The 23,984-nt window shown below is 57.1% G+C and carries 21 protein-coding genes and 1 tRNA gene; 15 read left to right on the top strand and 7 right to left on the bottom strand.

From position 1 onward, the window contains the following. Nucleotides 1–79 precede the first annotated feature (79 nt). Nucleotides 80–589, top strand: a complete 510-nt coding sequence (locus tag FMN63_RS12400) for an anthrone oxygenase family protein (protein ID WP_148584281.1) — start codon at nucleotides 80–82, stop codon at nucleotides 587–589. Nucleotides 590–866: 277 nt separating this feature from the next. On the opposite strand, the gene FMN63_RS12395 is transcribed toward FMN63_RS12400, so the two are convergent. After that, a complete protein-coding gene (locus FMN63_RS12395) occupies nucleotides 867–2,537 on the bottom strand; it encodes a formate--tetrahydrofolate ligase (protein WP_148584280.1) in 1,671 nt (556 codons plus the stop codon). Nucleotides 2,538–2,963: 426 nt separating this feature from the next. Between FMN63_RS12395 and FMN63_RS12390 the strand changes: the two genes are divergently transcribed. From FMN63_RS12390 to FMN63_RS12365, 6 genes are all read left to right on the top strand, one after another. Next, nucleotides 2,964–3,524 (top strand): helix-turn-helix domain-containing protein, encoded by a 561-nt coding sequence (locus FMN63_RS12390; protein ID WP_148584279.1) that lies wholly within the window; start codon nucleotides 2,964–2,966, stop codon nucleotides 3,522–3,524. A 235-nt stretch (nucleotides 3,525–3,759) separates the two neighbouring features. Then, on the top strand, nucleotides 3,760–4,947 hold the full coding sequence (locus FMN63_RS12385) for a glycine C-acetyltransferase (protein ID WP_148584278.1): 1,188 nt from the start codon (nucleotides 3,760–3,762) through the stop codon (nucleotides 4,945–4,947). Beyond that, nucleotides 4,944–5,984 (top strand): L-threonine 3-dehydrogenase, encoded by a 1,041-nt coding sequence (gene tdh / locus FMN63_RS12380; RefSeq protein ID WP_148584277.1) that lies wholly within the window; start codon nucleotides 4,944–4,946, stop codon nucleotides 5,982–5,984. The genes FMN63_RS12385 and tdh overlap by 4 nt, the downstream gene beginning before the upstream one ends. A 90-nt stretch (nucleotides 5,985–6,074) precedes the next feature. Continuing rightward, nucleotides 6,075–6,365, top strand: a complete 291-nt coding sequence (locus FMN63_RS12375; RefSeq protein WP_148584276.1) for a hypothetical protein — start codon at nucleotides 6,075–6,077, stop codon at nucleotides 6,363–6,365. A 54-nt stretch (nucleotides 6,366–6,419) separates the two neighbouring features. Further along, nucleotides 6,420–7,484 (top strand): NUDIX domain-containing protein, encoded by a 1,065-nt coding sequence (locus FMN63_RS12370; RefSeq protein WP_148584275.1) that lies wholly within the window; start codon nucleotides 6,420–6,422, stop codon nucleotides 7,482–7,484. A 56-nt stretch (nucleotides 7,485–7,540) separates the two neighbouring features. Next, on the top strand, nucleotides 7,541–8,947 hold the full coding sequence (locus FMN63_RS12365) for a nicotinate phosphoribosyltransferase (RefSeq protein WP_148584274.1): 1,407 nt from the start codon (nucleotides 7,541–7,543) through the stop codon (nucleotides 8,945–8,947). Nucleotides 8,948–9,023: 76 nt separating this feature from the next. On the opposite strand, the gene FMN63_RS12360 is transcribed toward FMN63_RS12365, so the two are convergent. Then, complete coding sequence (locus tag FMN63_RS12360) at nucleotides 9,024–10,241, bottom strand: winged helix-turn-helix domain-containing protein (RefSeq protein ID WP_148584273.1); 1,218 nt, start codon at nucleotides 10,239–10,241, stop codon at nucleotides 9,024–9,026. 213 nt (nucleotides 10,242–10,454) lie between these two features. Between FMN63_RS12360 and FMN63_RS12355 the strand changes: the two genes are divergently transcribed. Further along, nucleotides 10,455–11,261, top strand: coding sequence for a substrate-binding periplasmic protein (locus FMN63_RS12355; RefSeq protein ID WP_148584272.1), 807 nt, complete (start codon nucleotides 10,455–10,457; stop codon nucleotides 11,259–11,261). Between the two features lie 38 nt (nucleotides 11,262–11,299). Further along, nucleotides 11,300–12,067, top strand: a complete 768-nt coding sequence (locus FMN63_RS12350; RefSeq protein ID WP_148584271.1) for a sulfite exporter TauE/SafE family protein — start codon at nucleotides 11,300–11,302, stop codon at nucleotides 12,065–12,067. A 238-nt stretch (nucleotides 12,068–12,305) separates the two neighbouring features. Here FMN63_RS12350 and FMN63_RS12345 read toward each other — a convergent pair whose 3' ends face one another. Together FMN63_RS12345 and FMN63_RS12340 are read right to left on the bottom strand one after the other, a co-directional pair. Next, nucleotides 12,306–13,340 (bottom strand): GlxA family transcriptional regulator, encoded by a 1,035-nt coding sequence (locus tag FMN63_RS12345; protein WP_148584270.1) that lies wholly within the window; start codon nucleotides 13,338–13,340, stop codon nucleotides 12,306–12,308. A 191-nt stretch (nucleotides 13,341–13,531) separates the two neighbouring features. Beyond that, on the bottom strand, nucleotides 13,532–14,302 hold the full coding sequence (locus FMN63_RS12340; RefSeq protein ID WP_148584269.1) for a LysR family transcriptional regulator: 771 nt from the start codon (nucleotides 14,300–14,302) through the stop codon (nucleotides 13,532–13,534). A gap of 108 nt (nucleotides 14,303–14,410) precedes the next feature. Between FMN63_RS12340 and FMN63_RS12335 the strand changes: the two genes are divergently transcribed. From FMN63_RS12335 to FMN63_RS12310, 6 genes are all read left to right on the top strand, one after another. Continuing rightward, nucleotides 14,411–14,851, top strand: a complete 441-nt coding sequence (locus tag FMN63_RS12335; protein WP_205513996.1) for a hypothetical protein — start codon at nucleotides 14,411–14,413, stop codon at nucleotides 14,849–14,851. Nucleotides 14,852–15,064: 213 nt separating this feature from the next. Further along, nucleotides 15,065–15,877 carry a ferredoxin--NADP reductase gene (locus tag FMN63_RS12330; protein ID WP_148584268.1) on the top strand — a complete coding sequence of 271 codons (813 nt, stop codon included), beginning with the start codon at nucleotides 15,065–15,067 and terminating at the stop codon, nucleotides 15,875–15,877. 244 nt (nucleotides 15,878–16,121) lie between these two features. Next, nucleotides 16,122–16,985, top strand: coding sequence for an N-acetylneuraminate synthase family protein (locus FMN63_RS12325; RefSeq protein ID WP_148584267.1), 864 nt, complete (start codon nucleotides 16,122–16,124; stop codon nucleotides 16,983–16,985). 63 nt (nucleotides 16,986–17,048) lie between these two features. Continuing rightward, nucleotides 17,049–17,798 (top strand): class I SAM-dependent methyltransferase, encoded by a 750-nt coding sequence (locus FMN63_RS12320; RefSeq protein ID WP_148584266.1) that lies wholly within the window; start codon nucleotides 17,049–17,051, stop codon nucleotides 17,796–17,798. A 31-nt stretch (nucleotides 17,799–17,829) separates the two neighbouring features. Further along, complete coding sequence (locus FMN63_RS12315; protein ID WP_148584265.1) at nucleotides 17,830–19,011, top strand: acylneuraminate cytidylyltransferase; 1,182 nt, start codon at nucleotides 17,830–17,832, stop codon at nucleotides 19,009–19,011. Between the two features lie 551 nt (nucleotides 19,012–19,562). Then, on the top strand, nucleotides 19,563–20,465 hold the full coding sequence (locus FMN63_RS12310) for a class I SAM-dependent methyltransferase (protein WP_148584264.1): 903 nt from the start codon (nucleotides 19,563–19,565) through the stop codon (nucleotides 20,463–20,465). Between the two features lie 90 nt (nucleotides 20,466–20,555). Here the strand turns inward: FMN63_RS12310 and FMN63_RS12305 are convergent, their stop codons facing one another. The 3 genes from FMN63_RS12305 to FMN63_RS12295 form a co-directional block, all read right to left on the bottom strand. After that, on the bottom strand, nucleotides 20,556–22,412 hold the full coding sequence (locus FMN63_RS12305; protein ID WP_148584263.1) for a tetratricopeptide repeat protein: 1,857 nt from the start codon (nucleotides 22,410–22,412) through the stop codon (nucleotides 20,556–20,558). Between the two features lie 154 nt (nucleotides 22,413–22,566). Continuing rightward, the gene (locus tag FMN63_RS12300) at nucleotides 22,567–23,001 is read right to left on the bottom strand and encodes a hypothetical protein (RefSeq protein WP_148584262.1); all 435 of its coding nucleotides are present in this window, start codon (nucleotides 22,999–23,001) and stop codon (nucleotides 22,567–22,569) included. Nucleotides 23,002–23,588: 587 nt separating this feature from the next. Further along, a tRNA-Val gene (locus FMN63_RS12295) sits at nucleotides 23,589–23,663 on the bottom strand. Nucleotides 23,664–23,984 lie beyond the last annotated feature (321 nt).

The raw sequence follows: 23,984 nt of genomic DNA, 5'->3' as shown, positions 1-23,984 counted from the left end.
CTCCATTGCTTGCCTGAAACCGTAATTGATGTTACGGAAATTACAATCCGTACACATAATTACGGTTTTGGAGGGTGGGATGTATCGACTTGCACTTGGAACCGGTCTTCTGGCTGTGCTGTTTGCCGGGGCCATTTTCGGTTTCTTTTACGCCTGGATCTGCTCGACGATGTGGGGCCTTGATGCTGCTGATCCCAGGATCGCGATTGCGGCGATGCAGGCGATGAACGCCTCGGTTCGAAACGCGACCTTCGCGCCGGCCTTCTTCGGCACGCCCCTCGTTCTAGCGCTTGCCGGGCTGATCAGCCTGGTGGCGGCGCAGCGCGCAGCGGGAGTGTCCTTTTTTGTGGCTGCCCTTACCTACGCCCTTGGCGGTATGGCGCTGACAATTCTGGTCAATGTGCCGATGAACCAGGAGCTTGCCGGGATACCAGTTCCGGAGGACCTGAAGGAAGCGGCAACGCTTTGGCGGTCCTATTCCGAACCGTGGCAGCTGTGGAACCAGACCCGGACGGTCTTTTCGGGTCTCGCACTCCTACTGGCAGCAACTGGACTTGTCTTGCTGGGACGAAACCAGCACCGCGCCTAGTGCTGCAAACTCCCAGCCACACCTCCATCCGCTTCGTCCTGCCATGGCTCAACCATGGCATCCACACCGCTTCGCTTTCGCACCGCTTCGCTTCCGCACGTGACGCTCCCGTCTGAGGCAATGGAACGGTATGGGTTGCAGGATTGGGCTCAGCAATGACGGGGAGCGAGGGGCTGTTGGTTTTCTTTGACTGGGGTGCCGCGACAGGCAAATTCACAAGAAAAAGGCGGGTCGTTCGACCCGCCTTGTCCTGAGGGTAAACATCGCTCGCGATGGATCAGAACAGGCCTTCGATCTGGCCGTTGTCGTCCAGCTTGATGTGGTTGGCCGACGGCACGCGTGGCAAGCCCGGCATGGTCATGATTTCTCCGCAGATCACCACGATGAAACCGGCCCCTGCCGACAGACGGACTTCGCGGACAGGCAGGCTGTGGCCGGTCGGGGCTCCGCGAAGCTGCGGGTCGGTGGTAAAGGAATACTGGGTCTTGGCCATGCAGACGGGCAGATGGCCGAAGCCGTCCGCTTCCCAGCGTTTGAGCTGGTCGCGCACCGACTTGTCCGCCAGCACTTCGTCTGCCCGGTAAATGCGCTTCGCGACGGATTCGATCTTCTCAAACAGGGACAGGCTGTCGTCGTAAAGCGGTGCGAACTGGGCGCCGCCGCTTTCCGCCAGTTCCGCCACTCGGGTGGCAAGCTCTTCCGTACCGGCTGAACCGTTGGCCCAATGGGTCGCCAGGATCGCATCGACGCGATACTCGGCGCAGTAATCCTTTACCGCCTGAACTTCCGCGTCCGTATCTGCCGTGAAGTGGTTGATGGCAATGACCGCAGGAACGCCGAATTGCTTGATGTTCTCGATGTGGCGGCCAAGGTTGGCGCAGCCCTTTTTGACGGCCTGGACGTTTTCGGTGCCGAGGTCTTCCTTGGCAACGCCGCCGTTCATTTTCAAAGCCTTGATGGTCGCGACGATCACCACGGCATCCGGGGTTAGTCCCGCCTTGCGGCATTTGATGTCGAAGAATTTCTCGGCACCGAGATCGGCACCAAAGCCTGCTTCCGTCACGACATAGTCGGCCAGCTTCAAGGCCGTCTGGGTGGCAACCACGGAGTTGCAGCCGTGTGCGATGTTGGCGAAGGGGCCGCCGTGGATAAAGGCAGGATTGTTTTCCAGAGTTTGCACGAGGTTCGGCTGCATCGCTTCTTTCAAAAGCACTGTCATGGCGCCGTCCGCTTCCAGTTCACGCGCGGTGATCGCCGTCCGGTCGCGTCTATAAGCAACGATGATGTCCCCGAGCCGTTTCTGCAGGTCGTCCAGATCGGTTGCCAGGCACAGGATCGCCATGATTTCGGAGGCAACCGTAATGTCGAACCCTGCTTCCCGCGGGAAGCCGTTGGCGATGCCGCCAAGGGAGCAGACGACAGTGCGCAGTGCCCGGTCGTTCATGTCCATCACCCGGCGCCAGACCACCCGGCGGATATCGATGCCCAGTTCATTGCCCCAATAGATGTGGTTTTCGATCAAGGCGGCGAGCAGATTGTGCGCAGAGGTGATGGCGTGGAAATCGCCTGTAAAATGCAGGTTGATGTCTTCCATGGGAACGACCTGCGCATAGCCGCCGCCGGCTGCACCGCCCTTCATGCCGAAGCAGGGGCCAAGCGACGGTTCGCGCAGGCAGATCATCGCGTTCTTGCCGATCTTGTTGAGACCGTCGCCAAGACCGACCGTCGTGGTTGTCTTGCCTTCGCCGGCCGGGGTCGGGTTGATTGCCGTCACCAGAATGAGCTTGCCGTTCTTGCGGCCGTTCAGGTTGGCAATGTACTCGGCGGAAATCTTGGCCTTGGTGCGCCCATAGGGCAGGAGAGAGTCTTCGGGAATATTCAGCCTTTTGCCGATTTCCTGAATAGGTTTCATTTTGGCTGCACGGGCAATTTCAATATCGCTGGCCATGGGGTTTCTCTCCGAAGCGTTTCCGAATTCTTGTTTTCCGGATGCGGTTATGGACCGCCCCCAGCTTATGCGGAAACGCTATGGGAGGGCGCAGTGCAGCAAATGTTCCGAAAGCGACAGGATGCGCTCCGGAAGCGACGGCGGCCCGTTCGGCGTTGGGGAGCAGCACGGTTCCCGGAAAAAGAAGCATGGTCAGAACCGCCGGTAGGAGGTCGATAAGTCGTAGCGAATGACAGCAGGTGTGCGAGGGCCGCCTTGCAAGGAGAGCAAAATTGGCACCGAAGACGAGTTCCGTCATCGCAGGCCTGATCAGGGTAATAAGTGTGGCTGATTTGAACTGGCCGAAGCGACGCTTATGCGGCTCGTCAAGTCGGATGACAGGAAAAGAAAATTGCAATATCTGGCGAAACGGATTTTAGTTCCGTCATGACAGATTCGGACATTCTTTCCCGCTTGCCAGCCCGCCTCAAGAAGGCGCGGCGTGCCCAGGGCCTGTCGCTGGAGGCGGTTGAAAAACTCTCGGGTGTTTCCCGCTCCATGGTTAGCCAGATCGAGCGCGGAGAATCCAACCCGACTGTCGCGACCCTGCTCAATCTTACCAGAGCCCTGAATGTCGATTTCGCCGGTCTGCTGGGGGAGGAAACTGCAGAGGACCGGGTCGAGATCGTGCACGAACACCAGACCCCTGCGCTCGACAGGGCCGGAGACGGTTGCAGGATCCGGATACTGTCGCCACCGCAGGACGCGGGCCGGTTCGAAATCTATGAACTGATCTTCACCGAAGGCGGCAAGCTTGAAAGCAAGCCGCACGAGCGCGGAACGCGGGAACAACTGATAGCCGAAGACGGCCAGCTGGAAGTTACCTCCGGCGTGGCCAAAGGCATCATCGGCAAGGGCGATACGGCCCGTTACGCGGCGGACGTGCCCCATTGCATCGCTTCCGTGGGCGGTCCAGCGCGGGCGATCCTGATGGTGGTGAAATTCTGAGGGTGGCGTACCGCATGCGCCGGTTCTGCCTTGCGTAATGCTGGTTTCCGTATGGCGGGTGTCATAGCCATGCGTTTGCACCTGTGCAATCTTCCTGACCGAAAAGGTTGATTCAACCGCCTGTTTCTTGCGGATGGGTGGCTGCAAAAATCCGTGATACTGGAAATTGAATCTTTTATTGCGAACAAAAATCCGACATGATGGAGGAAATATCCATCTTGCCGGAGGAAGCCCCGTGTCCGATGCCTTTCTGTCGCATATTTCCGAGACGCTTGAAGAAATCGAGGCCGAAGGGCTCTACAAGCGCGAGCGGCTGATCACCTCGCCTCAGGGCGGCTTGATCACGGTCGGCGGGCGCGAAGTCATCAACCTTTGCGCAAACAACTACCTGGGTTTGGCCGATCATCCGGCTCTTGAGGAAGCTGCTCGCAAGGCTCTTGAACCAAAGGGCTACGGCATGGCGTCCGTGCGTTTCATTTGCGGAACGCAGGACATTCACCGCCAGCTTGAACAGCGTCTGGCCGAGTTTCTCGGCAAGGACGATGCCATTCTGTTCGCGGCCTGTTTCGACGCAAATGGAGGCCTGTTCGAACCGTTGCTTGGGGCTGAAGACGCGATAATATCGGACGCGCTCAATCATGCGTCGATCATTGACGGCATTCGCCTGTGCAAGGCCCAGCGCTATCGCTACGCCAATTCCGATATGGCGGATCTGGAGGCGAAACTGAAGGAAGCCCGGGCTGCCGGGGCTCGTCACATCATGATTGCCACAGACGGCGTCTTCTCGATGGATGGTTACCTCGCCAACCTGCCGGGTGTGACCGAGCTGGCCAGGCAATATGATGCCGTTGTGATGGTCGACGATTGCCATGCGACCGGCTTCATGGGGCCAAAGGGGAGAGGCATGCCGGCGCATTTTGGCGTCGATGTCGATATCCTGACAGGAACGCTCGGCAAAGCGCTGGGCGGCGGCATAGGCGGCTATATTGCAGGACCTCAGCCTGTCATAGATCTGCTGCGCCAGCGGGCGCGACCCTACCTCTTTTCCAACTCTCTGCCGCCGGCTGTGGTCATGAGCGGACTGGAAGCCATCCGTCTGGTGGAGGAGGGCGACGATCTGCGCAAGAACCTCTTCGAAAACGCCAGCTATTGGCGCGCCGGTCTGGAAGCGCTTGGCTTCACGCTTCTGCCGGGGGAACACCCCATCATTCCGGTGATGCTGGGGGAAGCCCAACTGGCGCAGGACATGGCGGCAAAGCTGTTCGAGGAGGGTGTCTACGTCTCCGGTTTCTTCTTTCCTGTGGTGCCGCGCGGTCAGGCCCGCATCCGCACGCAGATGAATGCGGCATTGACCCGGTCCGATCTGGATCGCGCGCTGGAGGCCTTTGAAAAGGCCGGCAAGGCGACGGGAGTGCTGTCATGAGCAGCAACGAAATGAAGGCGCTGTGCAAGTCCGAGCCGAAGGAAGGTCTCTGGATGACACGTGCGCCGGTTCCGGAAATCGGCCCGGGCGACGTTTTGATCAAGATCCACAAGACCGGTATTTGCGGCACGGATATTCACATCTGGAACTGGGACGACTGGGCGGCGAAGACGGTGCCCGTACCGATGATCACCGGTCACGAATTCGCGGGTGAAATCGTCGAGATCGGCAAGAACGTCACCGATCTGGAAATTGGCCAACGGTGCTCCGGCGAAGGCCACCTGATTGGACGGCACTCCCGTCAATCGCGAGCGGGCAAGTTTCATCTGGATCCGGAAACCCGCGGCATCGGCGTCAACGAGCAGGGCGCTTTTGCAGAATATCTGCGCCTGCCGGCCTTCAACGTCGTTTTGCTGCCGGACGAGATCGATGACGAGATCGGTGCCATTCTCGATCCGCTCGGCAACGCGGTTCATACCGCGCTCAGTTTCGATCTGGTCGGCGAGGATGTCCTGATTACCGGTGCCGGTCCGATAGGCATCATGGCCGCAGCCGTGGCTCGTCATGTCGGGGCGCGCAATGTGGTTATCACTGATGTCAACCAGGCCCGCCTCGACCTGGCGACGAAGGTTGCCGATGTGGTGCCGGTCAACGTGGCCAGGGAAGATCTGAAAGGCATCGAAAAGAAGCTCGGCATGAAGGAAGGCTTTGATGTCGGCCTGGAAATGTCGGGCAACCAGGCGGCGCTCGACCAGATGGTTGAGAACCTCGTGATGGGAGGTCGGATTGCGCTACTTGGCATTCCTCCCGGAAAATCGCCGGTGGATTGGTCGCGCATCGTCTTCAAGGCAATCACCATCAAGGGCGTGTACGGCCGCGAAATTTTCGAGACCTGGTACAAGATGATTGCCATGCTGCAGAACGGCCTGGACGTGCGCAATGTCATCACACACCGCTTTGGTGCAGACGATTTCGAGAAGGGCTTTGCTGCCATGAAGTCAGGTGAAGCGGGCAAGGTGGTGCTCAGCTGGACGTGAGCCAGCTGTCCGGCGGGAGAGATTTCGCTCAGCGCATCTGTAAACAGGAGTCGCAAGAACGCCCTCGATAATATCGAGGGCGATATTTTTGTGCGCGACGATTTTCTTGCGGCGTCGCACTTCTTTACAAAAGCCAAGGTTTTCAAAGAGAATTTTGCTTTCCAGGATCACGACCGTCAGCCAGTCGCTTGCGATAGGCCTTTGCGAAATGGAGGCAAGAAATCTTCTGGGCCGCAGCTATTTGAACCGGTGTTTGTTTCCGGCCTGACGGCCAATCGAGTGGGCAATTCGTCGGCGGGCTTGCCACTCCTTCCACGTCGAGAAGCGAATAATACTCATTTAGAGTATTATTCGCTTGATAATGCTCTAAATGAGTATTAGGTATTGGGCAGCCGAGGAGTTCGGCTGCATCTCAACAGTTCGAGGGAGTCTCGAATGTCTAAATATCATTACGGTGTTTTTGTCGGCCGTTTTCAGCCGCTTCATACGGGCCATGAGGCCGTCATCAGATCGGCGCTGAATGAAGTCGATACGCTGATCGTGCTGATCGGATCTTCCTGTCAGGCACGGACCCCGCGAAACCCATTCACCTACACCGAGCGCGAAGAGATGTTCGCCAAGGTGTTCAAGCACGAGCTGACGACCGGTCGTTTGATCCTGAAACCTGTTTTGGATCATCCCTATTCGGACGCTGCCTGGTGCGCAGAGGTTCAGCGGGCCGTCAACGAAACAGTGCTGGCCCATTACAACAGGGGCGGTGTCGTTCTGCACGGTTTGCAGGACGTCAGGATTGCATTGTCCGGCTACGGCAAGGACCGCACGAGCTATTATCTGAAGTTGTTTCCCGAGTGGGGCAATGTCCAGTTGGCCAGCCAGCACGGTACCTTCTCGTCGACTGATGTGCGCAGGCAGTTGTTCCAGCGCATCCCGGTTATCTCCCGCTCGGTTCTGTCTGCCGGCGTGGCGGAGTGGCTGGAAGCTTTTGCCCTGACGGAGACCTTTCGTGCTCTGCTGGAAGAGGCCGAGTATCTGGAGGCTTATCCCGGCCAATGGGGCAGGGGCCCGTTCGTGACAGTGGATGCCGTTGTCATCCAGTCCGGCAACATTCTTCTGGTCGAGCGCGGACAGGCGCCCGGCAAGGGATTGCTTGCACTGCCCGGCGGGTTCCTTGATCCCAGCGAAAGCATCAAGGACGCCGCGATCCGCGAATTGAAGGAAGAAACCGCCATCAGCGACCACAAGGGCGAAATCCCCCCGGCGATGCTGGCATCCTTCATCGACGGCACCAAGACAAGGGTCTTCGACCATCCCGACCGGTCGCTGCGCGGCCGCATCGTCACCCATGCGTTTCTGTTTCGCCTGCCGGAACGGCGCGAACTGTTTTCGGTCATGGGGGGGGACGATGCCATGTCAGCCAATTGGCATCGCCTGGGAGATCTGAACCCTGAGCAGTTCTTTGAAGATCACTGGTCCATCATCCAGCTTATGGCGGACCTGTAACAGCGTCTGCGGGGGAGGCCCGCAGACAATCGCATCTGTCACGTGAGGAGTTCACAATGACAAACCCACTTTTGGCGACCGACAGCTACAAGCAGTCGCATTTCAAGCAATATCCACCCGAAGCCCGCAGGATTTCGGCGTATCTGGAAGCAAGACCCAATCCGTTTTCGGACAGCGTCCTGTTCTTCGGATTGCAAGCCTACCTGAAGGACGTGCTTCTCAAGCCGATCACCGCATCGGACATTGAAGCGGCTGCGCGCATCTGCGCGGCCCATGGCGTCCCCTTCAACCGGGAAGGCTGGGAACAGATCCTGACGGATCATGGCGGTCTGTTTCCGCTAGAGATCAAGGCGCTGCCGGAAGGAACGCTTGCGCCGAGCGGTGTGCCGCTTGTTCAGCTGGAAAACACCGACGAACGCATGCCATGGCTGACCACCTGGGTGGAGACCGCCATGTTGCGGGCGGTCTGGTATCCATCGACGGTCGCGACCCTTTCCTTCATGTGCAAGGAGATCCTGTATCGCGGTCTTCTGGAAACTTCTGAGGATCCGGACAGCCAGATCCCGTTCAAGCTGCACGATTTTGGCGCGCGCGGTGTTTCCTCTGCCCAAAGTGCCGCTCTTGGTGGCGTGGCCCATCTGGTCAATTTCGCCGGCACCGACACCATGGAAGCGCTTGAAGCGGCCATGACCTGGTACGGCGCAGATGTCGCTGGCTTTTCGATCCCCGCAGCAGAACACTCGACAATGACCAGTTGGGGACGGGAGCGGGAAATCGATGCGTACCGGAACATGCTGGCGCAGTTTGCCCGGCCCAATGCGCTGGTGGCGGTTGTTTCCGACAGCTACGATCTGGGCAACGCGGTCGAGAACCTGTGGTGCGGACGCCTGAAGGAAGAGGTGCTCGCCTCGGGAGCAACGGTTGTCGTTCGCCCGGATTCCGGTGATCCCGTCGAAACGCCGCTGAAGGTCATGGAAACCTTGTGGCAGCACTACGGCGGCTCGGAGAACAGCAAGGGGGCGCGCGTGCTGCATCCCTCGGTTCGCGTCATTCAGGGCGACGGCATGAAGCTCGACACCATCAGGCAACTGGTGGAGGAGCTGGTGCGGCGCAACTGGTCGGTCGACAACATTGCCGTCGGCATGGGCGGCGGTCTGTTGCAGCGGCTCAACCGGGACACCATGCGCTTTGCCATGAAGGCAAATGCCATGAAGGCTGCGGACGGCACCTGGCGTGATGTGTCCAAGACCCCGGTCACCGATCCGGGCAAGGCCTCCAAGGCCGGACGACAGGCGACCGTCCTCGAAAACGGAATGCTGACCGCAGTTCGTTTTGAAGAGGCGGGCAGCAGACCAGATCAGTTGCAGACGGTCTATCGCAATGGCGCGCTGGTGAAGGACTGGACCTTTGAAGAGGTCCGTCAGCGGTCCCATCAGCATCTGCTGGACAGGGTCGCAGAGTGACCTTCTGATTGATCAAGGGCGCAGGCGGAGTTGGCAACTCCGCCTGCGCCTGAAGCTTCTGCGCGGGAACCAGACCCTAAAGGGGCGTCCTTTGCCAGTCCGGCTCGTAGGTGATGTTGGAAACACCGGCAAAGCGGGCGGTGCGTTCGAGCTCCGCCTGAAGCTTCGCCTCACGCCCCTTCGAGGCTCTGATGCCTTGCTCCGGCCAATAGGCCCGCACGTGGAGTCTGTTCTCGCTTCGGAGAGCCTTCATGTCGATCCGGCCAATCAAACGGTCACCTTCCAGAACAGGGAAGACGTAATAACCGTACTGGCGTTTTGGCTCGGGCACGAATATCTCGATCCGGTAGCAGAAGCCGAACAGCCGTTCGGCGCGTTTTCGGTCACGTAGCGCCGGATCGAACGGCGACAGGATGCGCACGCGCGAAGGGGGCTCTGGAAGCTCCGATAGGGTGTTGAGCGTTTCCGGATAGACGAAGACCTTCCGCCAGGATCCGTCGACACATTCAACTTCAATCTCGATAATTGTGCCCTCGGCCAATGCCGCGGTACACCAGTCCCTGGCTTCCAGAGGCGTGATCAGGTCCCAGAAGGCCGCGATCTCGCCGGAGGTTGCGAAACCCAGACGGTCGAGGGCTGAGCGGGCCGCCCAATCGGTCGTCTCATCGAAATCATGTGCGGCGTGAAGATGCTGCGCTGGGATGACCCGCTCCGTCAGATCGTAGACCTTTTGAAATCCGTTCCGGCCGCAAACCGACAACTCACCGGTGCGCCACAGAAACTCGAGTGCGGCCTTGGAGGGGTGCCACTCCCACCAGCCGCCGCTGCTGCGTTTTTCATCTTCACCGACAGTTGCCGACGTGACGGGACCATGGTCGCTGATCCGTTTGAGGATCTCGTCGAATTTTCTCTCGAACTCGTTCTGGTGCCAGTTGCGCCATCTGTTGATGAGATTTTCCTTGTCCCGGCTGAACCGCAGGCGCCAGTGTCGGAAGAATTCCGTTGGTATGACGGACGCATCATGGGTCCAATGTTCGAACAGATGCCGGTCCCGCTCGGTAAGAAGCTTGAGGTTCTTCTCCTTGTAGGCAGGTCTTCTGGCGGCGAGGATCATGTGGTGCGCACGGGCGACCGTGTTGATGCTGTCGATCTGGACGAAACCGAGCTGGTCTATGACTGCGGCAAGATCATCCCCTTTCCCGCTTCCCCTGGGGGCGGAGGCAAGGCCGTGTCTGTCCAGGAAGAGGCGCCGCGCGAGACGATTCGGCAGCCGAGGCAGCGAGGTTGCATTCATGCTAATGAGGCTAGCATCTTCCTCGCATCATAAAAACGGTTGTCAGTCGAATATCGTCAATATCGACTATGATGTAATTGCAATCAGAAGTGGCGAACCAGCAATTACAACGTACATACACGTAAAACGTGTTTTTTGATTGACCGATCAGTCAAAAGGCGGTTCACTTGATTGCCCGGCTTTAATCGAGGCGTTGTTCGAGCGGTCAAAAAAATGAATTTTTTCAATCGATTGAGAAGGCGATTGTGCGTCACGGCTCTGGCGTATGCGCTTTTTTCGCTAACGCCTGCGAGCTATGCGGACACGGGTGATTGCTCAAGAATCAAGCTGAACGGATCAAGTGTCTGGTACCCGGTCTCCATGCGCCGGCAAGCGGACGGCAGTCTCGATGGCGTTTTTCCAGACCTTGCCCTGGATGTCTTTAACGCCCTGGGTGTGCCGTTGATGGTCGGATCGGAACTTCCCTGGAAGCGGCTTTTGACATTGCTGGAGCATGGGCAGATCGACGTTCTCGCCGGGGCATATCTGACCGATGAGAGGCTTGCAAAATATGGTGTCAGCCTGCCGGTGATGGAGGAAGAAGTCAGCGTCATTGTCCGTTCCAATCTCGCTGTCCGTCCACAATCATTGAAAGACCTTGCGGGACTGAGAGGCGTTGCGCCGTTTGGAGCGACGTTCGGCGAGGAATTCGAGAACTTTGCCGCAGCCAATCTAGCAATCGAAAGACAGCCGTTCGAGGACTTCAAAACCAATGTTCTTCTTGTGGCAGAGGAAAAGGCGGATTATCTGATAATCGCTCGTCAGGAAGGCGAGGTGATGATCAGGGAGGCGCGGGTTGAAGGAAAGGTCGAGGTCTTGCCATGGCATGCTTCGGTCAATACGCTTCATTTCCTGTTCTCCCGGGCAACGCCGTGTATAAAAATGCTGGAAGCGTTTGACGAAGAACTGCTTCGCCGCCGGGAGTCCGGCCAGTTGGAAGAATTGATCGAAGGCTACAATCTGCCAACGGGCGACGGGTAGCAGAAACAAGAGACCCACATGCAGCATCAGGTATACGCGTGACGGATCTGGGTGCATCCGGCCCGTGGCTGGTTATCGTTGCCGTGGTGGTATTCCTCTGCGCGGGCTTCATCAAGGGGCTGGTCGGGTTCGGTTTGCCGACCATCGGTCTTGGTCTGATGACGGTATTTGTCGGTGTCGAAAAGGCGATGGTCCTCATTCTGTGGCCGGCATTTCTGACCAACCTTTGGCAAAGCGTGTACGGAGGTCACCTGCGCGTTCTTGTGCCTCGTCTCTGGCCGTTTCTGGTTTCCGCTGTTGCAATGCTTGCTGCCGGGACATTCATCCTCACCAAGGTGCCGGACGGGGCTGCCGATCTGCTGCTCGGACTTCTCATGGTTTTCTATGCCGTACCGATGTTGGCGGGTGTTGTTCTGCGCATTCCTGAAAACCGGGTCATTCCGATTGGGGTGGTCGTCGGGCTGATCAACGGTGTCCTGTCGGGCCTGACTGGGTCCTATTCGGTGCCGGGGGTCATGTATCTGCAGGCACTTGGGCTCAAGCGGGACGAACTGATCCAGGCGATGGGGCTCTTGTTTCTTTTATCGACGATTGCGCTCGGGGTTTCTCTTGGTGGCTTCGGGCTGATGGGTGGTCAGGAAGCGCTGGCATCTGCGGCACTGGTCGTACCGGCCCTATCGGGTGTCTGGGCAGGGCAGGTCACACGGCGCAAAGTGTCGGAGATAGGCTTCCGCCGTCTCGTGCTGGCCGCCATCCTCGCACTCGGCCTCTATCTCATCCCCCTTGGTCTCTGGCGGCTGCTCTAGCTTTTCAAACGGGAAGCGAAATCGTGGTGCTCTGAAGCCAAATCGAAGTATTTGCTCCCCGTCCTCATGTGGGTCCAGCGAAGCACAAGCTGTAACCGGGGAGGTTCCGCGGTTGCCATCTGCGTAGGATTGTTCGTCGGACCTTGGCCAGGCCACGTCCGGGAGTATCAGCGGAAGGCTGCAGCAAAAACGCCGCGGAAATCGCGGCGTTCGCTTTCGGCACGTTGCCGCATTTGTCTTACTTCGCGACCAGACGCATGGGGGTGGCTGTGCCGACACCGGATGTCGACTTGGTGTTGGCCCACTGGTAGGACTGGCGCTCTTCTGTCGGCGTACACAAGAAGCGCTCGCGATAGCACTTGGTAAAATGAGACGTTGACGCGAAACCGCAGGCAAGCGCGACATCCAGAACAGGTCGACTGGTCCGGCGCAACAGATCCCGCGCGGTTTCCAGGCGCAGTCTCAGGTAATACTGGCCGGGGGTGCAATTGAAATGACGGCGGAAAAGACGTTCCAGTTGGCGCGGTGACAGGTTAACCGTCATGGCAAGCTGCTGGCAGCTCAACGGATCCTCGATATGCAGGTCCATGATCCGGATCGCATCGAGGATCTTGGCATTCGAAATGCCGGTCCGGGCTTCGATGTCGTGGCGCTGAGCGGATTCGCCGGAGCGCATGTTCTGGTAGAGCGACCCTTCGGCGACCTCGTGAGCCAGATAGGCGCCGTGCTGGATCGCGATCAGGCGGAGCATCATGTCGAGCGAAGCCATGCCACCGGCACAGGTCATGCAGTTGCGGTCTATCGCGAAGATGTCGGAGGTCACCTCGACATCCGGAAATTCTTCACGCAGGGACCTCAGGTTCTCCCAATGGATGGTGCAACGGCGACCGTCCAGAAGATGATACCGCGCAAGAAGATAGGCGCCGGTGCAGATGGCGCCGAACGTGCGCCCCATGGCATTCAGCCGGCGCAGCTTGTTGCCAAGATCCGCGTCCAGCGGCAGGCGTTCAACATCAATGCCTGTACACAAAAGTGTAATGTCGGCGTCTTGCAGATCGCGAACAGATTTTTTAACTGCGACTTCGCAACCATTACTCGCCGTGACCGGATTCCCGTCAAGCGAATAAGTTGTCCACTGGTAGTATTCTCTCCCCAGTAGGCGATTTGCTATTCGGACAGGTTCGATAACGCCGGCGAAAGCGTTCATGGAAAACCGATCCATGAGCACGAATGCTATTCTCTGGCCTGTTTCTTCGTGCGTGCGTCCAGACATTTACTTTGCCTCTGTGGAAGGTAATATTGTTTCTTGTCTTTGATTTTCTCCGATTTTTGCAGTTTGTATTTGTCTGTCAAATAAAAAACTCTTACAAAGCCGACATTCCAATAATTGTTACAAACGAATTGGTGATGTTGCCCAGCCTGTCATCCAGGTGCGTAACATTTCATCGGCAAAAGTCGTCTTTTTTACCGCGACGCCAACGCTGCGTTTTTCCAGCCCCCATGCTCCAGCGGAATCCCCGTCAGAGCGCTTTTCATCTTCAAATGACCGGCCGGCAGGATGGCTGCGCCAAAGCCTAGTGCGGTCAGTTCCAGGACCTGCTGATCGTTGACGGCTTCTGCGGAAATGTTCAAAGGGGCATCTGCGAGGGCGAGTTCAGCCAGAAATGCATCGTGCCTGGGGCAATACCTGCGGGAGACCAGCGTTATGGAGCGAAGATCCTCGATCGAAACCTTGGTCTGTCCCGCTAGCGGATGAGACCGTGCAACGGCGACAACATAGGGCTCTGTATAAAGTTCCGTGTACCTGTGCCCCTTCGGGGCGCAGATCTTGTCGACAATCGCGAGTTCCGCATCCTCCGCCGCCTGCTCGAAACGCATTTCAAGCGTGGGGCAGGACGTGCGCAGCGCATGAAACGCGCCTTGATATGCGGACAAGAGGATATCTGGAGCCACATAAAGGCTCAGATGGAGAGGAGGTTCTTTGCGGAACCGGCGTTCCGCATCCTCGACAGTACGAAGGATCGACTGGGCGTGGTGATAAAGATCCCTGCCGGCCGGTGTCGGGCGTAACCCCATACGTGAACGAACAAAAAGGGGCGTTCCCAACGTGTCTTCTAGTTTCTGCAAGGCTTGCGACAAGGAGGGTTGGGAAATGCCGTGCCCGGCAGCCGCTGAACTGATTGTTCCCATTTCAAAGGCGCTGACAAAGTAGCGGAGCGGGGTTAGTTCAAGCATAGGCGTTACCTATATCAAGGATAAGAAACATAAGACTATATTATGGAAAGGGACGGGCGCACACCTCTGACTGTCAATGACTACGTCAGGTATTGAAGGAAGCCCCGTATGAATTCCGCATCCGCTCTTTCTCAGTCAGAAACCTTTCCACTGGCTCGCACGGAACCGATCACCATTCACCGCGTGCTCGACCTCTTTGAAATGGGGGCTCCCGAATTATTCGGGGAGCTGTCGGATCAGTTCGATTTCCGTATCGATCACTATCGCGATGAAACCGATGTTTCCTGGCAAGTCGCCTCGGGGCTGGCGGAAATGGCGCTTGTGTTGCAGCGCCTTGCACGGGACGTGTTCCCAAAGGGCACGCACGTACTCGGGTTGGCTTCCCAGGCATTGGGGCAGGGGTGGTATTTGACCCGCTTCGAGCAGCGGTTTTTCTATCCCGTCAAAGGCCGCGAATGTGAAAGTGTCACTTATATCCTCAGCCACGAAAGCGAGGGAAAGCTTGATTTCTTCCGCGAAACCGTGACGACGATTTCAGATAGATCCTGACCATTCTTGCTCTTGGGCTGCCTTCCGGCAATGCAAGGATAGCGGCCCGGGAGCCCACGAGAACAGCGCTTGCCCCGGGTTCCTGACCTTTTTTAGAATGATTTTTTTGCACTAAGCGCCTTTAGGGGATCTGAGTTGCTTCAAGTCAAGGCCGGACTAGTGCTACATGAGGCACAATCTATCAAGAGCGCTGACTTACGGACCCTGATCGACATGAACGTACTTGCCAAACCCGCCGACCTCGAAGCTGCCGCCCCGGCTGGCGCTTTCGTCGAGGAAGTGAAATCCGTCCAGCATTACACGGACCGCCTGTTCCGCTTTCGTATGACCCGTCCGGCGAGCTTCCGTTTCCGGTCCGGCGAATTCGTGATGATCGGCCTGATGATCGACGGTAAGCCGCTGTACCGTGCCTATTCCATCGCCAGCCCGGCATGGGACGAAGAGCTGGAGTTCTTTTCGATCAAGGTCCCGGATGGTCCGCTGACGTCGCATCTCCAGAAGATCCAGCCCGGTGATGCGGTGCTGATGAAGAAGAAGCCGACTGGCACGCTGGTGAACGATGCCCTCATTCCCGGCAAGCGTGTCTATATGTTCTCTACCGGCACCGGAATCGCGCCGTTTGCCAGCCTGATCCGCGATCCGGATACCTATGAAAAGTTTGACCAGGTGATCCTGACGCATACCTGCCGCGAAGTGTCCGAGCTGAAATACGGTGAGGACCTTGTACAGGAAACCATCAACGATCCGCTGATCGGGGAATTCGCGAAGGACAAGCTGGTGCATTACACCTCGGTGACCCGCGAAGACTTTCCGCGTCAGGGCCGGATTACTGACCTGATCAAGTCCGGCAAACTGTTCGAAGACCTAGGCGTGCCGCCGCTCGACCCGGCCGTCGATCGTGGCATGATCTGCGGATCCATGGACATGTTGAAGGACACCAAGATCCTTCTGGAAGAAGCTGGTCTCACGGAAGGGGCCAACAACAAGCCTGCAGAGTTTGTTGTCGAACGTGCTTTTGTCGGCTGAGTCGGCGAAAGCTTAGTCTGTTAATTTTGCTTAGATCTTTGGCTGGGGGCGCGTGTTTAACACGTGCCCCCGCAGCTTTATTAAGGGTCTGTTTTGGGTTTTCCAAAGAAAGCAGGGTCGATAACCCTTAATATGGGGCTCGCGGGTGGACAGACCTGACCGGCAGTGGCAAGAATCTGTCTTAAAAATGGCAAGTCAGCAGGGCCACTAGAACGCTGCAGGCCAAACATCAAGGTACTGAGCCATGATCTCCGACAGTCGAACCTACGTGATTGCCGAAATCGGTATCAACCATAATGGCGATATCGATCAAGCCCTCGAAATGATCCGCAAATCGAAGGAGGCCGGGTGCGACGCAGTCAAATTCCAGAAGCGCACGGTTGATATCGTCTATTCGGCCGAAGAGCTGGCGCGTCCGCGGGAAAACGTCTTTGGCACAACCAACGGTGATCTGAAGCGCGGTCTGGAATTCGGCAAGGCCGACTATGATCGTATCGACAAGTTGTCGAAGGAACTGGGCATCGACTGGTTCGCCTCGCCCTGGGACGAAGGGTCCGTGGATTTCCTTCTGGATTATGACACGCCCTATATCAAGGTCGCGTCTGCCATGGTCACGGATCGCGACTTTCTCGAATATTGCGCACGCAGCGGGCGGCCACTGCTGGTTTCCACCGGCATGAGCGACATGGCGATGGTCAAGAGCTTCGTCGATGTGATTGAGCGCTCTGGCGGGGAGATCGCGTGCCTGTACCACTGCACCTCCACCTATCCGACCCGCGATGACGAGATCAATCTGCGCGGTATCTCGACCCTGAAAGAAGCCTTTCCCAAACTCAAGGTCGGCTTCTCCGGTCATGAGGAAGGCATCTTGCCAAGCGTCTGCGCGGCAGCTCTCGGAGCATGTTCGATCGAGCGGCACGTTACGCTGGACCGTTCCGACTGGGGTTCCGACCAGAAGGCATCGCTCGAAATGCCGGAAGTTGCCGAGATGGTCGCACAGATCCGGCGAGTAGAGGTTGTGCGCGGTGACGGCGTTCTGCGTTTCTATGAAGACGAGAAGCCGATTGCAGAAAAACTGCGCCGGAAAGTCACGCTGCAGGCGGCGTGAGACAGCTGATGTATTGGTGGGCTGACCGCGACCGGTCGGCCCTTTTTTGTTCAAGAGATTTATATGTCCATTATTGACAGCTGCCTGGATCTCTATCGGGGGGAGAGCTACTACGTGGCGTATCCCGCCCGGCCGCTTCCACAGGACTATTGGGAAGCAAAGAAGGATCCGGACGGCAAGGTCAGGGATATTGAAGCCGAGCGCGACCAGCGCAAGGAAGATGTTCGCTACATCGCCGACTACGTCAACGCGCGGGCTCCCGGTCGGGTGCTGGACATCGGATTTGGCCTTGGCGAATTGCTGGAACAGGTGACCGGCAAGAACGAATGTTTTGGTCTGGACCCATCTCAAAAGGCTGTCGAGGTCGCCCGGCAGTGGTTTTCCGCTGACCTTCGACACGGCGTTCTGGAGAAGGGCACCTTTTCGGAAGGCATGTTCGATGTGGTGACCGCAAACCATGTCATCGAACATGTCGACGAGCCCATACCTTTTGTTGAAACCATCTTCGAGATCCTGAAGCCCGGCGGGGATTTCATTTGCGGCACGCCGAACTTCGCGTGTGCGGCCGCACGGGTCTATGGGGACCGTTTCCGGTTGCTGCATGACCCAACTCATGTGAGCCTCTTTACGGACGATTCTCTTGTCAGGCTGCTGCGTGACACGGGGTTCCGCATCGAAATGGTCGAGTATCCCTATTTCGGAACACGTTTTGCCACCCGCGAAACGTTTGACAGCATGGTGCGGGGCGACGCGGATGTGTCGCCGGCGTTCTGGGGGTCCTTCGTAACGGTCTTCGCGCGCAAACCCGAGTGAACACAGCTTTCCCGAGGTGGTTGAACATAAAATGAAAATTGTAGCGGCCATTCCAGCAAGAGGCGGTTCCGTCGGTCTTCCGGGAAAGAACATCCGGCCCTTGAACGGCATTCCGCTTGTCGGGCGAACGGTGCGTGCCGCGCGCGGATCGCGCTTTGTGTCCGAGGTGTTTGTTTCGAGCGACGCTGCGGAGATTTTGACCGTCGGTGAGAAATATGGTGCAAAATCCGTTCTGCGTCCGGCGGAACTTTCCGGGCCGACTGCGAGCTCTGAATCCGCGTTGATCCATCTTCTGCAGAACGAGCCGTCCCTGATCAGCGAACCACCGGACGTTCTGGTCTTCCTTCAGTGCACGGCGCCTTTCACTCAGGCCCAACACGTGGATCATGTGGTGGAGGCCCTGCTGGCCAAGGAAGCGACAAGCGCCATCTCGGTTGTTGACGATCACGGCTTCTACTGGGAAGTGGGCCCCAACGGCGAAGGCGTGGGCCTGAATCACGACCCCAGAAAACAGCGCGTCCGCCGCCAGGACATTTCTGCAAGATACCGGGAAAATGGCGCTGTCTATGCCATGCGTGTGCCGGAGTTTCTTGAGGCAGGCAACCGATACTGCGGGAAAACGATCCTGGTGCCGTTGGATTCGACCTGGATCGAAATCGACACCTCGCAGGACTGGGACATGGCGGAAGCCTTCATCCGCTCCGAACCCTTCACCGGTTTCCTGACCGACACCGAAACATCTCCGTTGCGGGCGCTGGTAACGGCTTTTGCCGGTGTGCACACCGACAATACGATTTTCGTCAATCGCGACGGCACTGAGTCCATCGTCTGCAACCGCTATGACGAGATCGGTCTCGACCGTCTGCTTGGACGGGGCATGATGCTGCTGATGCTGGACCGGGAAGAGGACAGCCTTGCCGTCCAGCGTGCGCGCAAACTTGCCATGGATTACAAGCACCACCTGTTCGACAAGATGCAAACACTGTCGGACTGGCGCACCAAAAAAGGGCTGGACTGGTCCGAGATTGCTTATATCGGCGCAGACATTGCCGATCTGGATTGCATGAAAGCCTGCGGCCTCAGCATCGCGCCGCGCAATGCACCGGCAGAGGTGAAAGCAACGGCAACTGTCGTTCTGGAAAGTGCCGGCGGCGCAGGTGTCTTGAACGAAGTCGCCGAACTGCTGATCGCGCGTGGGATGATCGCCACTTGATCTGATCAGTTTTTCGTTTTGACTGATCGCAATGGAGGAGACAGGACGAGATGAGGTTACAGGCGGTGTATCTTTCGGCCTTCTGAAAACTTGATCATCTGTTATCGGTCGCAGATCTTTCGAACAATGGCATTTTGAGTCCTTGCAGAACCGCAGGCGGAAAGAGTGCGCGCTCTGCGTGCGGCCTGTTGGTGAAAAGGTGATTTCTCTATCGGTTGCCCTGGCAAAAGACGGATTATTCACAATTGAAAGCCACTTCCGGTGAGAGGTTAACCATCGATAATAATGTCGTGAAAAATTATAATCGATCGCTATTCTCTCTCTCTCGGTGACCCCGGAATAGGTAATTCTCTCTACTAAAAAGAAAAAATGGTATTTTTTGAAGGATTGAGGTGACCGAATGAGTTCGGGTTCAATTTAAAGTAGAAAAAAATTTCGAGATTTTTAAGTGGTCAATTTTCAATTTGGTTTTCTATTTATTGGTGTGGTGTATCGGCTGTCGAAACCATAGTAAGATCAATCATGACTTAACGTTATTTTGGTGGTTGTGGATGGATCTTGCAATCCGACAGGCAAGCGTCTCGGTGTTCGACACGTTGCATCGGCTCGGCCTTGCTTCCCTGGAAACGCAAAGTGTTCTCGCGCCGCGGACCCGCGACAAGGAAGGGCTGACCGTCTATCGCGACACGGTTTCCGGCGTCGTTTACATCAATGACTACTATGTCGGGGACGAGACCTACGAAGGCGCTGAACACCGCAAGGACGATTTCTACAAGCGCATCGACTGGGACTATGAATACCGGCAGGACCAGTTCCGGCGTCTGGACGCCTACGAACAGTTTTATACGGGCAAGACCATCACCGAGTTCGGCTGCTGGAAGGGGCTTTTCCTGCGGGAGGCGGCGAATCGGGGCGCTGATGTTACCGGGATCGAACTGCACAGGGGCTATATCGAGGCCCTGGTCGCAGATGGCTATCGTTGTGTCGACAATGCAAACCAGATCGCACCGGGCACACAGGATGCGGTCTTTGCATTCCATGTTCTGGAGCATCTTCCCGATCCGCTATCCACCTTGCGGGACCTACGGGCGCTTCTGACCGACACTGGAACACTTGTTGTTGAGGTTCCCCATGCCTCCGATTTTCTGTTGTCCAATCTTCAGAACGAAGCCTTCCTGAATTTCACCCTCTGGAGCCAGCATCTTGTTCTTCACACGCGCGAAAGCCTGAAGCGTCTGCTTGCGGCAATCGGTTTTGAGGATATCTTGATTGAAGGGGTGCAACGGTATCCGCTGTCCAACCACCTCGGCTGGCTTGCCAACGGCAAGCCCGGTGGCCAAAAGTCCAGCCTGTCCGCTCTGGATACGCCGGAACTCCGGTCGGCTTACGAGGCTGCGCTTCGCAAGATCGACGCGACAGATACGCTCGTCGCAATCGCCAGGAAAGCCCGGTAACAGGCCACGTCAAAAACGTCCGAAGGTACCACCTGGACACGGAGTAGATCGGCTTTTGGAGAACTGGCAGGCGTTTGGGTGCTGGACCTGTTACAGCCCCAGGCGTTCCTTGCGCCTGTCTGGATAGCCGGCCGCCAGTTCCTCGCGCATGGCTTCGATGATTTGCGGCACCATGTCAGCGGTTGGCTTCGTTTCGTCGATGTGAAGGTACTTCATGCTCGGATACCAGGGCGGATTGGCCTGGCCGAGCAGCAGGGCAGGTTCGACAGGACCGAACCGCACACACGGAACGCCCAGAACACCTGCCATGTCCGCGACGCTGGTATTGGAAGAGACAACGACATCACAAATGGCAGTCAAATCGGCTGCCGCAAGCAGGTCGTTGAACAAATCGATGTCCCGGAAAAAGGTGAACCGACCCTCGGAACGGGTGACCAGAAAATCAACCTCCTTTTGCAGCGCCAAATACTGAAGATTGATGTAAATCGCGTCTTCAGCATCAAGGATCGGCGCGAAATCCGGTGCGGACAGGTAATAGCGTGCCCGGTATTTCTCCAGATTGCGCGAGCGCCAGGAGACGCCGATAACCGGTTTCTCGTCGGCACCCGGCAACAGGCTGAGATATTGCCGGGCTCTTTCCTGGTTGAATTTGTAAACCGGGTACGGGGCTTTTTCGAAGCTTTCGAAGTCCCGACGGAAATAACGCGCAAGGTCGACCATGTTGGCTGTGAGATCGTAGTCAGCATCTTCTGGACTCTGGTCTTCCTTCGGCGTACCCGGCCTGACATGGATGTCTGGAAACGAATTCTGGAAAAAGGGAACGGACTTTGCGGAGACCTCAAGAATAAGTTTTTTCGCCCGCGCCTGGATGTCGTGAAACATCGTGCCGCATTTGAGTGCGTCGCCCAGCCCCTGGTCGCCCCACAAAAGGACGGTGTTGTCAGAGATGTCCTCGCCCTGCCATTCGGGCTTGGGGAACTTCCGTCGTTGGGACTTGGCTTTCTTGTCTTCAAAGCGCGCGGCGTGAATGTCCCAGCCTGTTTCCAGATCCCCCTTGGCCAGATAGGCAAGCGATAGGTTCCAGTCGAGACCGGAAATCGCACCGCCGGGCGCTTCCTCCTTGGCCTTTTTCAGGATGTCGATGCTGTTCTGGCTGCGGCCGAGCATGAGATAGTGAACCCCGAGCGTGACCTTGCAATGGTAGTTGCCCGGTGTGCCTTTCACCGCTTCTTCGGCATACTTCAATCCTTCGTGCGTTCTTGAAAGCGAGAACAGAACGCGGGCCTTCTCATGGATCAGAAGTGGATTATCCTTGAAGCGTTCCAGAGCCTTGTCGAGCGCCTCGAGCGAAACGTCAAACTGTTTCAATTCCAGCCGGCACCGCGCCTGTTCGATGCAGTTCTCGACATTGTCAGGCGCCAGTAATTCTGCTCGCTGGAAGAATTTGAGTGCATCTTCGTACCGGTTGCTCTTGCGCAGTAGCAGGCCATAGTTTGTGAAGATTTCACCGTAGTTCGGGTTGGCCACAATCAGGCTTTTGAAGATCGCTTCGGCCTCTTCAAACTGCTTCAGACCGGTCAGCGCGATTGCCTTGATGTTGAGCGCCTCGCGCTCTGCTGGATTGAGCGACAGGGCCTTTTCCGAAACGGCGAGCATGCTTTCCGGATCCGTTCCGACGTCCATCATCGCCCGGGCGAGGTTGGCATAGAACGAAGCCTGCTTCGGGTTCTGGGCAATTGCCTTCTGGATACATTCGACAGCCTTTTTGGGCGATCCCAGTTGCCGGTAGGTCACGCCAAGCAGATTGAGTGCATCAGGATTGGTCGGTGCCTTTTTCAGAACCAGCTTATAGCACCGCTGCGCCTTTTCGATCTCTCCGGACTGATGATAGGCCAGTCCTTTGACGAGCTTTTCACGTAAAGGATTTTGAGCGGTTTGCGTGGCCATATTCTATCTGCTCTTTGGGAATCACTTGAGCCAGAATAGCAGGAAGGGGGCGGAAAGGCAGGCACGCTAGCCTGGCAGCCAGTATTACCTTGGGGATTGAGGCCAAACTTGCCTGACCCAAAACTTGCCTGAGCCAAAACCTGCCTGAGTACGTCTACTGCCGGCGGAACTGCTGCGATTGATATTGCTGGTGTCGATATTGTTGCGGCTGTCCCCGCTGAGGCCGGTAGTCTTCGCGCTGAAATTGCTGGCGCCGATAGTAAGACCGGTTTTGCGGCAGGCCGAGGCGGCGTTGTCTTTCGATTTGCAGCAGGCGAACTCTTTCCTCACGCAGTTGCTGAACACGCTGCGCTTCCTCCAGCTTCCGCCTTTCCTGTGCCAGTCGTTGCCGCTCGAGTTCCAGGATCAACATCTGCTGCCGCAGCAGAGATTGGTTGAGTTGCTGCTCCTCCTCGTTCAGAAGGGGCGCTGCTGGAAGCTGCGGGTCTTGCGTCGTCTGTGCGTATGCAGCCGGTGCGCACGCAAAGGCCGCAATAAGTACCAAGAATGCCAAAGCTATGTTGGTGGCGGAGCGTAACATGTCATCCATGCCCTTTGCCGAAGCGGGGGCTTTGTTGTCGGTCAGCGCAACACCGGACCTTATCCGGTGCATCCGATCTTCAGTATCTGCTCAACGGAACGGACATTGGCAGTATACACGCTCACCTTTTACGGCGCTGATCTTCAACCGAATTTGCCCAGCTTTCTGGCAAGACTTGCAATCGTTGTGAACGAGGTCACTCCAAAGTTTTAAAAATGTTACTGCTGGACTTGAAAGTTGGTAGAGGACTTTCGTGGGTGAGGCTGGAACAGGACTGTCCAGCCAACTGATTACTATTTTTGGTCAAGGCGGTTCTTCAGCGCGATGCAATGGATACTCCAGAAGTTCGAGGATACCGGCAAGCTGGCAGAGGCGCTGGATCAACTCGGGCAGGCATAGACCGCTTCTCGAAGTTAGCAGCGGGTATCCCGCTTCAGCTTGATCAAAACAGAATGCCAAGTCGATCGAAGTTGCCGATTGCGGCGGGAACACAGCCGACCGGATCAAGGACTTTTTGGCAGCGCTTCATCGGGCAAGCAAAAAATGCTCGTGCATCCATCCCGCTGCCTGGACTGGAACTTTGATTAAGTAAGAAATGGTGGGCGATACTGGGATTGAACCAGTGACCCCTCCCGTGTGAAGGGAGTGCTCTCCCGCTGAGCTAATCGCCCATGCCTTGGTGGCTGGTGGCGCGTGTCTAGGGCAAATCGACAGCTTGCGCAACACCCTTTTTGCCGAACCGAATTCTGATCGCGGCGCTTTCCGGTCTTTGAGGACGGTTGTCAAATGATTGCTGGCTCCGCTTGCGCGGCTGGATGCTGTTCTCGGTGGTTTGAGGCTGCGACGCCGGGCATGAGTGCATGCCGATTTGGATTGCTGGCGCGGCGTCAAGAGGGGGAGCCTCGTGCCGGATATTGACGCTCCAGAAACCTGTGGGAGACGTAGCAAGGCGCCGGTTGAAACGGGCTGGTGACTGGCCTGACAGATAATGT

This window comes from Stappia sp. BW2, assembly GCF_008107695.1.
In the GTDB taxonomy this organism is placed as follows: domain Bacteria; phylum Pseudomonadota; class Alphaproteobacteria; order Rhizobiales; family Stappiaceae; genus Roseibium.
Note: the sequence above shows the minus strand (reverse complement) of the source record. Positions and strands in the feature narration are given on the sequence as shown.

Bases quoted from the DNA above. Each gene is read 5' to 3' on its own strand.
- FMN63_RS12370 (WP_148584275.1), top strand. From the start codon at position 6,420: ATGTCTAAATATCATTACGGTGTTTTTGTCGGCCGTTTTCAGCCGCTT.
- FMN63_RS12330 (WP_148584268.1), top strand. From the start codon at position 15,065: ATGAACGTACTTGCCAAACCCGCCGACCTCGAAGCTGCCGCCCCGGCT.
- FMN63_RS12390 (WP_148584279.1), top strand. From the start codon at position 2,964: ATGACAGATTCGGACATTCTTTCCCGCTTGCCAGCCCGCCTCAAGAAG.
- FMN63_RS12320 (WP_148584266.1), top strand. From the start codon at position 17,049: ATGTCCATTATTGACAGCTGCCTGGATCTCTATCGGGGGGAGAGCTAC.
- FMN63_RS12345 (WP_148584270.1), bottom strand. From the start codon at position 13,340: ATGTCTGGACGCACGCACGAAGAAACAGGCCAGAGAATAGCATTCGTG.
- FMN63_RS12365 (WP_148584274.1), top strand. From the start codon at position 7,541: ATGACAAACCCACTTTTGGCGACCGACAGCTACAAGCAGTCGCATTTC.
- FMN63_RS12360 (WP_148584273.1), bottom strand. From the start codon at position 10,241: ATGAATGCAACCTCGCTGCCTCGGCTGCCGAATCGTCTCGCGCGGCGC.
- FMN63_RS12400 (WP_148584281.1), top strand. From the start codon at position 80: ATGTATCGACTTGCACTTGGAACCGGTCTTCTGGCTGTGCTGTTTGCC.
- FMN63_RS12300 (WP_148584262.1), bottom strand. From the start codon at position 23,001: ATGGATGACATGTTACGCTCCGCCACCAACATAGCTTTGGCATTCTTG.
- FMN63_RS12305 (WP_148584263.1), bottom strand. From the start codon at position 22,412: ATGGCCACGCAAACCGCTCAAAATCCTTTACGTGAAAAGCTCGTCAAA.
- FMN63_RS12325 (WP_148584267.1), top strand. From the start codon at position 16,122: ATGATCTCCGACAGTCGAACCTACGTGATTGCCGAAATCGGTATCAAC.
- FMN63_RS12315 (WP_148584265.1), top strand. From the start codon at position 17,830: ATGAAAATTGTAGCGGCCATTCCAGCAAGAGGCGGTTCCGTCGGTCTT.
- tdh (WP_148584277.1), top strand. From the start codon at position 4,944: ATGAGCAGCAACGAAATGAAGGCGCTGTGCAAGTCCGAGCCGAAGGAA.
- FMN63_RS12310 (WP_148584264.1), top strand. From the start codon at position 19,563: ATGGATCTTGCAATCCGACAGGCAAGCGTCTCGGTGTTCGACACGTTG.
- FMN63_RS12395 (WP_148584280.1), bottom strand. From the start codon at position 2,537: ATGGCCAGCGATATTGAAATTGCCCGTGCAGCCAAAATGAAACCTATT.
- FMN63_RS12340 (WP_148584269.1), bottom strand. From the start codon at position 14,302: ATGCTTGAACTAACCCCGCTCCGCTACTTTGTCAGCGCCTTTGAAATG.
- FMN63_RS12355 (WP_148584272.1), top strand. From the start codon at position 10,455: ATGAATTTTTTCAATCGATTGAGAAGGCGATTGTGCGTCACGGCTCTG.
- FMN63_RS12335 (WP_205513996.1), top strand. From the start codon at position 14,411: ATGAATTCCGCATCCGCTCTTTCTCAGTCAGAAACCTTTCCACTGGCT.